Source organism: Pseudomonas sp. SWRI18, from assembly GCF_014268345.1.
Classification (GTDB): Bacteria; Pseudomonadota; Gammaproteobacteria; order Pseudomonadales; family Pseudomonadaceae; genus Aquipseudomonas; species Aquipseudomonas cedrina.
The window spans coordinates 1-13,405 of the sequence record NZ_JACCQQ010000031.1; the positions used below are offsets into that span (position 1 = coordinate 1).

The following is a 13,405-nucleotide window of genomic DNA, read 5'->3' on the forward strand; positions in this document are numbered from 1 at the left end:
AAAACCAACCGCAGAGGAATGTCTGATACACCGCATTCGTCTTCATTGGGGGCGCTTCGCACCCCAACGCGGGGCAAGCCCGCTCGCCACAAGAATGCAGTTGTCTGAAATACTTATGCAAGATTCAAGATTTCAGAATGAAATTTTAACCCCTGAAAAATCAATAGGTTATTTTGAGTTTGATAAGAGCTGTCGAGCCCCAGCGAGGCTGCGAAGGGATCGACTCGGTTTCCCGTCGACCCCAAACCCGTATCGCCTTCATACGGGTCGTTAGCGTTTTCAGCGAAAAAGTGGATCCATTAACAAAATTGAGCGTGCGTTAGCATTTTCGCGAACACCCAATTAACGTTTTCGCCTACTATCCCCCAATAATTATCGTTTTTCATCGCTCGTTAGGGGATTCGACAATGCAAGTAGGTTTCAAGGTACTAGCTGACCGCTACCGTATCGCGCTAGCGCAGCCCCTACGCGTCGAATCGGTCATTGGCACCACCCGCATGAGCCAAGAGAGCAATGGACGGGTTGAACGCAAGTATCCTGTCAGCTACCAACCGTCAGACGACTTTGCAGGGCATTTCGAGTTTGGGCTCAAGTACGAAGAGATCCACCTCGAATTCTTTGCACGTCTGTTTGCCGCCGCTGGCCCTGAGCCAGTCGAAGCCTGGTGCCGGAAAACGCCCTTTGGTCAATACGCCCGCCGTACCGGATTCCTGTACGAGTGGTTGACGGGACGGCATCTTGATGTGCCAGATGTGGTTAATGGCGGCTATGTCGATGCTGTTTCGGCCCAGCATTACCTGACGCGCATTGAGCCACTGCGGATACGGCGCTGGCGCATTAACAATAACCTTCCCGGTGTGCCAGCGTTCTGCCCTCTGGTCCGTCGTACTGAAGCCGTGCAAGAAGCGCTGCAGTTCGATCTGAGCGCGGCACTGCGCGAGCTGAACCAAACCTTTGGCCCCGATATTTTGATGCGTACGGCCAGTTGGCTGACGTTCAAAGAGTCGCGTGCCAGCTTTCTGATCGAGAGAGAGGCCGACAAAGCCGACAGGATCCAACGGTTTGCCCACGTGATCGCCAAGTACTGTGGTCATATCGAGGATCCGTTGAGCAACGAAACCCTGCACAGGTTGCAAGCTGGAATCCTGGGTGAGGAAGCACTCGGGTTGGGCTTGCGGCGTTCGCCGGTCTTCGTGGGGCAGGCGACGATGTGCGAAGACATCGTGCACTACATTGCGCCGCCATTTGAGGGGCTGGCGGAACTGCTCGACGGCCTGAAAGCATTCGAGCTGGCCACACGGGGAGCCGAGCCGTTGGCCCGGGCAGCGGTAATCGCTTTCGCGTTTGTGTATATCCACCCCATGCGGGACGGCAATGGCCGGATCCATCGCTTTCTGATCAACGATACCTTGATCAGAGATAAGGCGGTGCCTGATGGCGTGATCCTGCCGGTCTCAGCCACGATCACCAGTTCGATTGATTTCCGGGCGCGTTATGATCGAACGCTCGAGGTGTTTTCGCGGCCATTCATGCAACGCTACGCCGCGTCCTATCGGTTTGGCGAACTTGCGGTCTACGAGGATGGCACTCGCAGCAACCTGGTCTTCGACGACTACGAGGACGCGCAATTCGCGTGGCGCTATCCCGACTTGACCGAGCATGTCCTTTATACGGCAGAGGTTGTAGCGCATACGGTGCGTACAGAAATGGCTGATGAAGCGCGTGTGTTGGTCATTTTTCAGCGCGCCCAGCAGCGGCTCAAGGAAGTGCTGGAAATGCCGGACCAGGACGCAAACCGCGTCATTCGCTCTCTAAAGGACAATGGCTGGCAGGTATCGGGAAAATTGAAGAAAGCCTATCCGCAGTTGGACGCAGCGCCCTTGGCCGAACGGGTTGTGGAAGCAGTGCGATCTGCGTTTGAAGAACGAGAGTCGGATAGCGGCGACGAGTGATCGGGCCCAGGTCCATGTGGCGATTCAACCCAGCCTCACACCGATCAAATGTGGGAGCTGTCGAGCCCCAGCGAGGCAGCGATGGGATCGACTCGGTGTCCCCGCCGATCCCCATGCCCCGCATCACCGCTGCAACCGGGCCCGCTTTTTCTTCTTCGCATGAAAATGCCGAAAGTGCGCATCCTGCGCCGCCGCCAGCAACTCCCGATCCCCGCGCGTATCGCCCCAGGCCCTGAGTCGATACTCCCCCAGGTCCCCATACACCGCCTCAAGCCGCAGCACCTTGTTCTCACAGCGGCAATTATTCCCGGTGAGCTTGCCGGTCAACACCCCGTCGATGACCTCAAGCTCAGTCCCGATCAAGCGGATCCCCAGCCGATCGGCAAACGGCTGCAACACCAACGCCGGCGACGCCGAACACAGCGTCACCACCGCCCCCGAGCCCAACTCCTGCTCCACCGACAACACGCCCGCCGGGCGCATCAACCGCGCCCAATTGCGCTGGCAATACTCCTCGGCCTTCTGCTGCACCCACGCCTTCTCCACCCCGGTCATAAAGGTGCGGATCAACTGCGCCTTCAACTCATCCCGGCTGATCTGCCGCACCAAAAAACGCAGCCCAGGCACCGCCAGCTTCACCATCCGGCCATAAAACGCGCCAGTGCCAAAGGCAAACTTGAGGAAGGGCACGAAACTGTCGTGGTGGGTGAGGGTGCCGTCGAAGTCAAAGACGGAAAGTACTTTGGCGTCAACGGGGCCGGCTTCGAGCATGTCTGGGTTCACGGGTTGGCCTCGGTCCTATCTAGTATTTTTTGAATATGCATCAGGTGTGACAGCGGGAGTCTACTCCCGTGCCAATCTTCCGATCTTGGCGTAAAGCCCCTCGGTGAAAGCCTCCCGATCACTCGACCGGTGACAACGCTGATGGCAATTGGGGCACAAGGCTACAGCATTGCTGATGCGATCCGAACCCTTCTGGGCCAGGTGCTTGACGTGATGTACTTCAAGAAATGGCAAACCGTCGACCTCGAAAGGCGCGTTTGAACCGCAGCCTTCACAGATGCCGTTGGCTTCTTTCAACACCCAGGCGCGTACTTTTGGGTCGCGGACGAAGGCCGTACTGAACGTGGATACTTTCTGCGGTTGGGCAATGCCGTCCGGTAGTTTTGGGAAGGCTTGCTGCTGGAGTTTGGAGGCGCGGCGGATGAGCGTTTGCTCATCGGCGGTTTGGGCGGCGTCTTCGGATTCGAATACGCCTTGTGCGGCGAGGGCGTAGCTGATGCGTTTTTCTACGCCGGAGCCCACGTTCTTGGCGGGCTTATAGCCCTCGATGCGGTCCCAGCCCATACGGACCAGCACGGTGGAAATATTTTGCATGCGGAATTCAATGGAGCCCTTCGCACGGCCCGCCACCGGGCCTTCGCGCAGAAGTCGGTTTTCGAGGGCTTTGTTGAAAGGTTGGCCACTCTTTTCCCAGGCCAGCATCTTTAGGTAAGCCTCGACCGCCGCTGCCAGCTCCGCGTCGCTCCAGTCCGTTTTGTCTTTCGTAATGTCCATGCAGCCGCCGAGGGTGGAAAACCCTCGGACGATACTGAGTGGTCGTTATTGCGTCTACGAAATTTCCTACAAGTTGGTCGGAATTGGCGGTTGCCATCGTCAGTAAGTTCGCTGCTTCATTCGGAACGGTTGTATGAGCTTCCGCCACCATGGCACCTTTGCTGAATCTCCCCGGTAGGTTCTATTCACCAGCAAATACGGCATGTCTCGAAGACGTATCCAGCCCTCATCCTGCCAATGCAGCAGGTTCAATGACATCTCTGGCCAATCCAACATGCTCAATAGTGGTCGTTCCATCGTTCGGGCCTGACGATCGTCCCGCAACGTCGGAACGACTTCGTGAGTTAGCCAGCTACGTAATAGGCGGTTTCCGGGTACGTAGTGATAGATCAGCAACGCATAGGCGCCGGATTCACTGATCATCAACATTTCTTCCGGTTGACCGTGGAACAGCAGTTTTACGGTTCTCTTTTGATCTTCATCGAGCTTGCGAGTCGTTCGTTCATCCAAATGCCATCCCATTAAGCGCCCAAGATCGCGAGCGCAGAACCAGGGTTGGTTTTCCAGAAGAAGGGTATGTAAAGGAAGACTGTGACGGTTGAAGACGACGGCGATCAACGGTTCAGATGCCGCTAATTCTTTAGTCGACGGCGAGTTGAATAAATGTTGGTTGGGCATTCCTATGACCTCTACGTGATTTTCTGAAGGGCCACGACCCAACGTAGAGAATGTGGTTCTAAGAAACTCCAACCGACAAAGCCACATTACAGCGTCAATTCCGCATGACTGAGGTCAAGCAGGATTTTAACTGTGTGATTGCGGCTTGCTTCTACGTTGGGCGTTTCTTAGGCACCGGCGGACGAGCCTAGGTGACATCGATATTCGTATCAACCGTTCCAAGGATGGTCTCCTTGTAGGAAGGGTCCTGTTCATCTAGCGAGCATAAAAAAGCCCTGAGCAGTCAGGGCTTTTTAATGTTACTTGGCTTAAGAGTTAGTCCCAGCTCAGCGCACCGCCGGTCTGGTACTCGATGACACGGGTCTCGAAGAAGTTTTTCTCTTTCTTCAAGTCCATGATCTCGCTCATCCACGGAAACGGGTTAGTGGTGCCTGGATACTCTTCTTTAAGACCAATCTGCGACAACCGACGGTTGGCGATGAACTTGAGGTAATCCTCCATCATCGCCGCATTCATGCCCAGCACCCCTCGCGGCATGGTATCGCGCGCATATTCAATCTCCAGCTGCGTCCCCTGCAAAATCATCTGGGTCGCTTCTTCCTTCATCTCGGCATCCCACAAATGTGGGTTTTCGATTTTGATCTGGTTGATCACATCGATCCCGAAGTTCAGGTGCATCGACTCATCGCGCAGGATGTACTGGAACTGCTCGGCCACGCCGGTCATTTTGTTACGACGGCCCATGGACAATATCTGGGTGAAGCCGCAATAGAAGAAAATGCCTTCCAGCACGCAGTAGTAGGCGACCAGGTTGCGCAGCAGCTCTTTGTCGGTGTCGACGGTGCCGGTTTCGAACTTCGGATCGGAGATCGAGCGGGTGTACTTCAGGCCCCAGGCGGCCTTTTTGGCGACCGATGGAATCTCGTGGTACATGTTGAAGATCTCGCCTTCATCCATGGCCAGGGATTCGATGCAGTACTGGTAGGCGTGGGTGTGGATCGCTTCTTCGAAGGCCTGGCGCAGGATGTACTGGCGGCACTCCGGGTTGGTGATCAGGCGGTACACGGCCAGCACCAGGTTGTTGGCGACCAGGGAGTCGGCGGTGGAGAAGAAGCCGAGGTTGCGCATGACGATGCGGCGTTCGTCGTCGGTCAGGCCTTCGGGGTCTTTCCACAGGGCGATGTCGGCGGTCATGTTGACCTCTTGCGGCATCCAGTGGTTGGCGCAGCCGTCGAGGTATTTCTGCCAGGCCCAGTCGTACTTGAAGGGCACGAGCTGGTTGAGGTCGGCGCGGCAGTTGATCATGCGCTTTTCGTCGACGGCGACGCGGGCGGAGGCGCCTTCGAGTTCGGCGAGGCCTTCGGCGACGTCGAGTTTGTCCAGCTCTGCCTTGGCGCGCGCGATGGCGGCGGAGTCATTGGCGGTGACGGCGCGCGCTTCGATGGCGGCGGCGGCGCCGGCTCCGTCGAGGCGGTCCATGTTGGCTTCGGTGGCATGGCCGGCGTTGGCGCCTTTGGCGGCTACTTCGCCTTCTTCTTCTTTGTCGAATTCGTCCCAGCTCAGCATGACGTGTCGTCTCCTGCGTGAGGGCTCAAGGTGCCCGTGTGAAACCGGATGGTTGTGTTCACACGGCCCCAGGGCCGCGGTGGATCTTAAGGAATCGTTTGTTGCAGCAGCTCGCGCAGGCAAATAAACGTAATGGGGTAACGGGTACTGCATGAGGCTTGAGGGGCGGAGCGGGTAGTGCAGGCTCCGGCGGTGGCCTCAGGTCTGGCTCTTCGTCCCTGTGTAAAGGGATATTGCAGGCCCGATTTACCCGCGCATTATAGGGAAAAAATTGGCTTTGTGTTGGGGCGGATTGTCTCGGTGGGCGGACAAAAAGGTGGGTATTTGGGCCGGGGTGAGGGATTACGGGGGGTTGGTGGGTAGGAAATTTTTGACGGGAGGTGTCGGTATTTTACCGAGGTGGGAAGAGGTGATCAGGTTGTGGGCATTTGCGTTGCTCTGCCACGAGGTGCTCCCTTAAATTGCAAGAGTCAGCTACGTTGGAGAGGCAACTTTTTATGCGCACTGTTTCGATCATTGAGAGTGGAGAGGGTCGGACGATCCATTTGCCAGCGGATATGGCTTACGACGGGGTGGATGAGCTGGAAATTCTCAAGGAGGGGGACACAATTATCCTGCGGCCAGTCAGGCCCAGTTGGCTGTCGCTGGTCGATTTGCCCAAGATGGATGAGGATTTCTTGCAAGAGCGGGAAGATGTCATTGAGTGTGTGAGGCCCGATTCGGGCGCTTAGAGCGGATTGCAGTGGTGCCGCATCTATTGTCTTCGCGAGCAAGCCCGCTCTCACATTTGGATTGGGGTGTGTCAGCGCCAGGTGACGGCTGAAGCCGCCTTCGCAGGCAAGCCAGCTCCCACATTTGATGTGTGGTGCATCCAAATAGGTTCTTGGCCGCAAGAACGATTTCCTGCGGCGACCAAGATCCGGGATTTATCTAAATAACGAAGTTATTACCCGTTAGAACAACCATTCCCCATCACATGATAATTAAGAATATGACGCTGACCTTGCGAGTCTTCATATTCCATCTTCACCGGTACAACTTCGCACACTTGCGGAATATCACTCATGGACACTACTTTGGCGACGTCCAGGTGGGTGCTGTAGGTATAGTCCTCGACAATCGGCGCGTTGCGGCCGGCCAGCTCGGTGGCGGCCTCGTCGGCCATGGCGGCGGCGGCGCACAGGCTGCTGAGGGCCAAAACTGCTAAAGCTTTCATTTCTCTATTTACCTTCTTCAGGGCGAAAGGGGGCACGGGGCCCTTGTGAGGCCACGTGTGTAACTTGAGAGTTGGGAAGTTCGGATTAACGTTGCCTTCGTGGGGGCTGTTACGGTGTTAATCACAGTGCCTTGGTGGGCGGAGTTGATTTTAGGCGCCTGGGTTCTATTCATATACCCGTGGTTTTGATAAACACTTTTGGCGGTTTTTGTAACAATCGGCCGATGAAGGTTTTTTCACCTGGCCGCAATGCGCCACAGGCCGCGGGCCAGAGCGGTGGTCGGGCATGGCAGGGTAATTTGTAGGGTCTTGTTACTACCATCGTCGAATGGTTCTATAGGCCCACCCCGGCTACAACAGGGGCCATACAACAACAACTATTGTCACCGAGGTAAGAAAGATGAGTGCGGCTTCCCTGTACCCCGTCCGCCCCGAAGTAGCAGCCAACACGCTGACCGACGAGGCGACCTACAAGGCGATGTACCAGCAATCGGTGGTCAACCCCGATGGTTTCTGGCGCGAGCAAGCCAAGCGTCTCGACTGGATCAAGCCTTTCACCACGGTGAAGCAGACCTCGTTCGACGATCACCATGTCGACATCAAGTGGTTCGCCGATGGCACCCTGAACGTTTCCTACAACTGCCTGGACCGTCACCTCGCCGAGCGTGGCGACCAGATTGCGATCATCTGGGAGGGCGATGACCCTGCCGAGAGCCGCAACATCACCTATCGCGAGCTGCATGAACAGGTCTGCAAGTTCGCCAACGCCCTGCGTGGCCAGGATGTGCACCGCGGCGACGTGGTGACTATCTATATGCCGATGATCCCCGAAGCCGTGGTCGCCATGCTGGCCTGTACCCGCATCGGTGCGATTCACTCGGTGGTGTTCGGTGGTTTCTCGCCGGAAGCCCTGGCCGGTCGCATCATCGACTGTAAGTCGAAGGTCGTGATCACCGCTGACGAAGGCATTCGCGCCGGTAAGAAGATTCCGCTCAAGGCCAACGTCGACGACGCACTGACCAACCCGGAAACCAGCAGCATCCAGAAGGTCATCGTGTGCAAGCGCACCAATGGCACGATCAAGTGGAACCAGCATCGCGACATCTGGTACGAAGACCTGATGAAAGTGGCGGGCACCGTGTGCGCGCCCAAAGAGATGGGCGCCGAAGAAGCGCTGTTCATCCTCTATACCTCCGGCTCCACTGGCAAGCCTAAAGGCGTGCAGCACACCACCGGCGGTTACCTGCTGTATGCGGCCCTGACCCATGAGCGCGTGTTCGACTACCGCCCGGGCGAAATCTACTGGTGCACCGCCGACGTCGGCTGGGTCACCGGCCACACTTATATCGTCTATGGCCCGCTGGCGAATGGCGCGACCACCTTGCTGTTCGAAGGCGTGCCGAACTACCCGGATATCACGCGGGTGGCGAAGATCGTCGACAAGCACAAGGTCAACGTCCTCTACACCGCGCCGACGGCGATCCGCGCGATGATGGCGTCGGGCACCGCCGCCTGCGAAGGCGCCGATGGCAGCAGCCTGCGCCTGCTGGGTTCGGTGGGCGAGCCGATCAACCCGGAAGCCTGGGACTGGTACTACAAGAACGTCGGCCAATCCCGTTGCCCGATTGTCGACACCTGGTGGCAGACCGAAACCGGCGGCAACATGATGAGCCCGTTGCCGGGCGCCCACGCGCTCAAGCCAGGGTCGGCGGCACGCCCGTTCTTTGGCGTGGTGCCGGCGTTGGTGGACAACCTGGGCAACCTGATCGAAGGCGCGGCCGAAGGCAACCTGGTGATCCTCGATTCGTGGCCGGGCCAGGCGCGTACGCTGTTTGGCGACCATGACCGCTTCGTCGACACCTACTTCAAGACCTTCCGTGGCATGTATTTCACCGGTGACGGTGCGCGCCGCGACGAAGACGGTTACTACTGGATCACCGGGCGCGTGGATGACGTGCTCAACGTGTCCGGCCACCGCATGGGTACCGCCGAGATCGAAAGCGCCATGGTCGCCCACCCGAAAGTCGCGGAAGCGGCGGTGGTGGGTGTGCCGCACGACATCAAGGGGCAGGGCATTTATGTCTACGTCACCTTGATCGGCGGCGAAGAGCCCAGCGAGCAGTTGCGCCTGGAGTTGAAGAACTGGGTGCGTAAAGAGATTGGGCCGATTGCTTCGCCGGACGTGATCCAGTGGGCGCCGGGCTTGCCGAAGACGCGCTCGGGGAAAATCATGCGGCGAATTCTGCGCAAGATTGCCACGGCGGAATATGACGGGTTGGGGGATATCTCCACCTTGGCCGATCCGGGGGTGGTGGCGCATTTGATTGAGACGCACAAGACCATGAACGTCGCGTAAGGCGGGGTAGGTGGGAAAAAGCCCCATTCGGTGTGAGCCGGGTGGGGCTTTTTTGATTGCTTGCAGGCAATGAAGATCCCCTGTGGGAGCGGGCTTGCTCGCGAATGCGGTGAGTCAGTTAGCAGATATGTTGCTGACCCACCGCATTCGCGAGCAAGCCCGCTCCCACATTTGGATTGCATTTCAGGGTGGGCTTTGAGTGTGCCCGTGCAGCCACCAGCCGAATAAATATCGATTTTTCTCGCTGGAAGTTTCTGAATGTTACCGCCTTGGCCAAATGTGTAACCCCGCGCCCAAACATGAGGCAATGTGCTACGCCTGCGCCGCTAAAAGCTACGTTTCAGACATTCCCGGAAATAAGATTAAACGCCCCACTTGCCGTCCCAGAAGGGTTTGCGAATAATAGGCCCGCAATTTGCAGCATCTACAGGTTGAATGTCTTTTGTCTCTGCATAAAATCCAGAGGCTGTCAATGAGCTGGAACCGCTTTCTCGGTGCATCTGTAAATTGTTGTCGCATTGAGGAAATATCGGCTTCCGGCCTGTCGTTAGAATGCCGATCACTCGCTCGTCGTCTCCAGGCTGATCTGGTGTGGGACGCAGCACTGCTATTCGGTTTCACCTTCGCCGCATCGTGGGCCATGGCTCATACTGCTGTTTTGCCCTATACCGATGGAGTCCCAAGATGAAGAAACTTGTGCTGTTGGGCGCCCTGGCGCTGTCCATGCTGTCCATGCAGGCTTTTGCCGAAGGCAAGCCGCTGAAAATTGGTATCGAAGCGGCCTACCCTCCGTTTGCCTCGAAGGCGCCGGATGGCAGCATCGTCGGTTTTGACTACGACATCGGCAATGCACTGTGCGAAGAGATGCAGGTCAAGTGCACCTGGGTCGAGCAGGAATTCGACGGCCTGATCCCGGCGCTCAAAGTGCGCAAGATCGACGCAATCCTTTCGTCGATGTCCATCACCGACGACCGCAAGAAGTCCGTGGACTTCACCAACCGCTACTACCTGACCCCGGCGCGCCTGGTGATGAAGGACGGCACGGCGGTCAGCGACAGCCTGGATGAGTTGAAAGGCAAGAAAATCGGCGTGCAGCGCGGTTCGATCCACGACCGTTTCGCCAAGGAAGTCCTGGCCCCTAAAGGCGCCACCGTCGTGCCTTACAGCTCGCAGAACGAAATCTACCTGGACGTGGAAGCCGGTCGCCTCGACGGCACCGTGGCTGACGCCACCCTGTTGCAGGAAGGTTTCCTCGACACCCCGGCCGGCAAAGGTTACGCGTTCACCGGCCCGGCCTTCACCGACGCCAAATACTTCGGCGACGGCATCGGCATCGCCGTACGCAAAGGCGACAAGGAAAACCTGGAGCGCATCAACGCGGCCATCGCGGCGATCCGTGCCAACGGCAAGTACAAAACGATCCAGGACAAGTACTTCAACTTCGATATTTACGGCGCTGACGCCAAGTAAACCGTCGCAGCTGTCTGTCCGAAATGGCGCAAGCAACAGAACACTCTGAAGTTTGCGCCATTTTTTCATCCCCCCTTTTCGAGGACCTGAATCATGTTGAAAGGCTACGGGGCCGTCATCCTCGATGGCGCATGGTTGACGCTTCAGCTCGCCTTGTCGTCCATGGCCTTGGCCATTGTTCTGGGTCTGATCGGGGTCGCGTTGCGCCTGTCGCCGGTGCGCTGGTTGGCCTGGCTGGGTGACTTGTACTCCACGGTGATCCGCGGGATCCCCGACCTGGTGCTGATCCTGCTGATTTTCTACGGCGGTCAGGACCTGCTCAACCGCGTCGCGCCGATGCTCGGCTACGACGACTATATTGACTTGAATCCCTTGGCCGCCGGTATCGGCACCCTGGGTTTCATCTTTGGCGCCTACCTGTCGGAAACCTTCCGCGGCGCCTTCATGGCCATCCCCAAGGGCCAGGCCGAAGCCGGCCTTGCGTATGGCATGAGCGGTTTCCAGGTGTTTTTCCGGGTGATGGTGCCGCAGATGATCCGGCTGGCGATCCCCGGTTTTACCAACAACTGGCTGGTGCTGACCAAGGCCACCGCGCTGATTTCGGTGGTGGGCCTGCAAGACATGATGTTCAAGGCCAAGCAGGCGGCCGACGCCACCCGCGAGCCTTTTACCTTCTTCCTCGCAGTGGCGGCGATGTACCTGGTGATCACCAGCGTGTCGTTGCTGGCGCTGCGCTACCTCGAGAAGCGCTACTCGGTAGGCGTAAGGGCGGCTGATCTATGATCTTCGACTACAACGTCATCTGGGAGGCCATGCCGCTGTACCTCGGCGGTTTGCTGACCACCCTGAAACTGCTCGCCATCTCGTTGTTCTTCGGCCTGCTCGCCGCCTTGCCCCTGGGCTTGATGCGCGTGTCCAAGCAGCCGATCGTCAATGGTGTGGCCTGGCTCTATACCTACGTGATCCGCGGCACGCCGATGCTGGTGCAGCTGTTCCTGATCTACTACGGCTTGGCGCAGTTCGAAACCGTGCGCGAAAGCTTCATGTGGCCGCTGCTGTCCAGCGCCACCTTCTGCGCATGCCTGGCGTTTGCGATCAACACCAGCGCCTACACCGCCGAGATCATCGCCGGCAGCCTCAAGGCCACGCCCAATGGCGAGATCGAAGCGGCCAAGGCCATGGGCATGTCGCGCTACAAGCTGTACCGCCGTATTCTGCTGCCGTCGGCCCTGCGCCGCGCGCTGCCGCAGTACAGCAACGAAGTGATCATGATGCTGCAGACCACCAGCCTGGCCTCCATCGTCACTTTGATCGACATCACCGGTGCCGCGCGCACGGTGAACGCGCAGTTCTACCTGCCCTTCGAAGCCTATATCACCGCCGGCGCGTTCTACCTGTGCCTGACCTTTATCCTGGTGCGCCTGTTCAAGTTGGCCGAGCGCCGCTGGCTGAGCTACCTGGCGCCAAGGAAGCACTGATATGCAACGTATCGATCACCTGTTGCCCTGGGGCCACCTGGGCTGCGAGCGCCAACTGAGCGTGTTCCGTTTCGGCAAGGGCGAGCGCAAGGCGTATATCCAGGCCAGCCTGCATGCCGATGAATTGCCCGGCATGCGCGCGGCGTGGGAGCTGAAAAAGCGTCTCGCCGAGCTGGAGCAGCAAGGCGCCCTTAACGGCGTGATCGAGTTGGTGCCGGTAGCCAACCCTATGGGCCTGGGCCAGTTGCTGCAAGGCAGCCACCAGGGACGTTTCGAGGTCGGTAGCGGCAAGAACTTCAACCGCGATTTCGTGGAGTTGAGCGAGCCGGTCGCCGAGTTGCTCAAAGGCAAGCTGGGCGATGATCCCCATGCCAACGTGCGCATGATCCGCCAGGCGATGAGCGATGTGCTCAGCGCATTGCCCGCGCCGAGCAGCCAGCTGCAAGGCATGCAGCGCATCTTGCTGAGCCACGCCTGCACGGCCGATATCGTCTTGGACCTGCACTGCGACGCCGAAGCCGCGCTGCACATGTATGCGCTGCCCCAGCACTGGCCGCAGTGGCGTTCGCTGTCGGCGCACTTGAATGTGAAGGTCGGCCTGCTGGCGGAAGACTCCGGCGGCAGCTCGTTCGATGAAGCCTGCTCCTTGCCGTGGCTGCGTTTGTCGCGCACGTTCCCAGAGGCGCAGGTACCGCTGGCCTGCCTGGCGACGACGCTGGAGTTGGGTGGCCAGGCCGACACCGGCCGTGACGAGGCGATCTTCCACGCCGAAGGCATCCTGGCGTTTCTTGCCGAGCAAGGCCTGATCAAGGGCGAATGGCCTGCGCCCCAGCACGAGCCGTGTGAAGGCCTGCCCTTTGAAGGCACCGAATTGTTGTTCGCGCCCCATGCCGGGGTGATCAGTTACCTGCGTAAAGCCGGTGACCGGGTCGAGAAGGGCGAGCCGATTTTTGAAGTGATTGACCCCCTGGAAGACCGCGTAAGCACGATTTGCACGGGCACCTCGGGGGTGTTGTTTGCCGTTGAACGGCTACGTTATGCCCAAGCGGGTTTCTGGCTGGCCAAGGTGGCGGGGCGCGAAGCGCTGCGTCACGGGCGCTTGCTCAACGACTGACCACCTGTTTTTGTGAGA

At 58.3% G+C, this 13,405-nt stretch carries 12 protein-coding genes; 7 read left to right on the forward strand and 5 right to left on the reverse strand.

Going from position 1 to position 13,405, the window contains the following annotated elements; genetic code table 11:
- Positions 1 to 407 precede the first annotated feature (407 nt).
- Positions 408 to 1,952 (forward strand): Fic family protein, encoded by a 1,545-nt coding sequence (locus tag H0Z09_RS24915; protein ID WP_186694266.1) that lies wholly within the window; start codon positions 408 to 410, stop codon positions 1,950 to 1,952.
- 123 nt (positions 1,953 to 2,075) lie between these two features.
- Here H0Z09_RS24915 and H0Z09_RS24920 read toward each other — a convergent pair whose 3' ends face one another.
- The 4 genes from H0Z09_RS24920 to H0Z09_RS24935 form a co-directional block, all read right to left on the reverse strand.
- Complete coding sequence (locus H0Z09_RS24920; protein WP_186694313.1) at positions 2,076 to 2,723, reverse strand: HAD-IB family hydrolase; 648 nt, start codon at positions 2,721 to 2,723, stop codon at positions 2,076 to 2,078.
- Positions 2,724 to 2,795: 72 nt separating this feature from the next.
- Complete coding sequence (locus H0Z09_RS24925; protein WP_186694268.1) at positions 2,796 to 3,509, reverse strand: HNH endonuclease; 714 nt, start codon at positions 3,507 to 3,509, stop codon at positions 2,796 to 2,798.
- 99 nt (positions 3,510 to 3,608) lie between these two features.
- On the reverse strand, positions 3,609 to 4,187 hold the full coding sequence (locus H0Z09_RS24930; RefSeq protein ID WP_186694270.1) for a Bro-N domain-containing protein: 579 nt from the start codon (positions 4,185 to 4,187) through the stop codon (positions 3,609 to 3,611).
- A 315-nt stretch (positions 4,188 to 4,502) separates the two neighbouring features.
- Positions 4,503 to 5,753 (reverse strand): ribonucleotide-diphosphate reductase subunit beta, encoded by a 1,251-nt coding sequence (locus H0Z09_RS24935; RefSeq protein WP_186694273.1) that lies wholly within the window; start codon positions 5,751 to 5,753, stop codon positions 4,503 to 4,505.
- A gap of 497 nt (positions 5,754 to 6,250) precedes the next feature.
- Between H0Z09_RS24935 and vapB the strand changes: the two genes are divergently transcribed.
- A complete protein-coding gene (vapB, locus tag H0Z09_RS27425; protein WP_238340301.1) occupies positions 6,251 to 6,484 on the forward strand; it encodes a type II toxin-antitoxin system VapB family antitoxin in 234 nt (77 codons plus the stop codon).
- A gap of 215 nt (positions 6,485 to 6,699) precedes the next feature.
- On the opposite strand, the gene H0Z09_RS24940 is transcribed toward vapB, so the two are convergent.
- Entirely contained in the window at positions 6,700 to 6,969 is a 270-nt protein-coding gene (locus H0Z09_RS24940; protein ID WP_186694275.1) for a DUF2790 domain-containing protein, read from the reverse strand.
- Between the two features lie 400 nt (positions 6,970 to 7,369).
- Here H0Z09_RS24940 and acs point away from each other — a divergent pair, with 400 nt between their 5' ends.
- The 5 genes from acs (at position 7,370) to H0Z09_RS24965 (ending at position 13,387) form a co-directional block, all read left to right on the forward strand.
- Complete coding sequence (gene acs / locus H0Z09_RS24945; protein WP_186694277.1) at positions 7,370 to 9,325, forward strand: acetate--CoA ligase; 1,956 nt, start codon at positions 7,370 to 7,372, stop codon at positions 9,323 to 9,325.
- 684 nt (positions 9,326 to 10,009) lie between these two features.
- Entirely contained in the window at positions 10,010 to 10,795 is a 786-nt protein-coding gene (locus H0Z09_RS24950) for an ABC transporter substrate-binding protein (RefSeq protein ID WP_186694279.1), read from the forward strand.
- Between the two features lie 93 nt (positions 10,796 to 10,888).
- Positions 10,889 to 11,578: an ABC transporter permease gene (locus tag H0Z09_RS24955; protein ID WP_057723729.1), complete on the forward strand. Its 690-nt coding sequence runs from the start codon at positions 10,889 to 10,891 to the stop codon at positions 11,576 to 11,578.
- Complete coding sequence (locus H0Z09_RS24960; protein ID WP_186694281.1) at positions 11,575 to 12,273, forward strand: ABC transporter permease; 699 nt, start codon at positions 11,575 to 11,577, stop codon at positions 12,271 to 12,273. The genes H0Z09_RS24955 and H0Z09_RS24960 overlap by 4 nt, the downstream gene beginning before the upstream one ends.
- Position 12,274: 1 nt before the next feature.
- Positions 12,275 to 13,387: a succinylglutamate desuccinylase/aspartoacylase family protein gene (locus tag H0Z09_RS24965; RefSeq protein ID WP_186694283.1), complete on the forward strand. Its 1,113-nt coding sequence runs from the start codon at positions 12,275 to 12,277 to the stop codon at positions 13,385 to 13,387.
- The last annotated feature ends 18 nt before the right edge of the window (positions 13,388 to 13,405 follow it).

Coding starts and splice junctions, on each gene's coding strand:
- H0Z09_RS24915 (WP_186694266.1), top strand. CDS start 408: ATGCAAGTAGGTTTCAAGGTACTAGCTGACCGCTACCGTATCGCGCTA.
- H0Z09_RS24920 (WP_186694313.1), bottom strand. CDS start 2,723: ATGCTCGAAGCCGGCCCCGTTGACGCCAAAGTACTTTCCGTCTTTGAC.
- H0Z09_RS24925 (WP_186694268.1), bottom strand. CDS start 3,509: ATGGACATTACGAAAGACAAAACGGACTGGAGCGACGCGGAGCTGGCA.
- H0Z09_RS24930 (WP_186694270.1), bottom strand. CDS start 4,187: ATGCCCAACCAACATTTATTCAACTCGCCGTCGACTAAAGAATTAGCG.
- H0Z09_RS24935 (WP_186694273.1), bottom strand. CDS start 5,753: ATGCTGAGCTGGGACGAATTCGACAAAGAAGAAGAAGGCGAAGTAGCC.
- vapB (WP_238340301.1), top strand. CDS start 6,251: ATGCGCACTGTTTCGATCATTGAGAGTGGAGAGGGTCGGACGATCCAT.
- H0Z09_RS24940 (WP_186694275.1), bottom strand. CDS start 6,969: ATGAAAGCTTTAGCAGTTTTGGCCCTCAGCAGCCTGTGCGCCGCCGCC.
- acs (WP_186694277.1), top strand. CDS start 7,370: ATGAGTGCGGCTTCCCTGTACCCCGTCCGCCCCGAAGTAGCAGCCAAC.
- H0Z09_RS24950 (WP_186694279.1), top strand. CDS start 10,010: ATGAAGAAACTTGTGCTGTTGGGCGCCCTGGCGCTGTCCATGCTGTCC.
- H0Z09_RS24955 (WP_057723729.1), top strand. CDS start 10,889: ATGTTGAAAGGCTACGGGGCCGTCATCCTCGATGGCGCATGGTTGACG.
- H0Z09_RS24960 (WP_186694281.1), top strand. CDS start 11,575: ATGATCTTCGACTACAACGTCATCTGGGAGGCCATGCCGCTGTACCTC.
- H0Z09_RS24965 (WP_186694283.1), top strand. CDS start 12,275: ATGCAACGTATCGATCACCTGTTGCCCTGGGGCCACCTGGGCTGCGAG.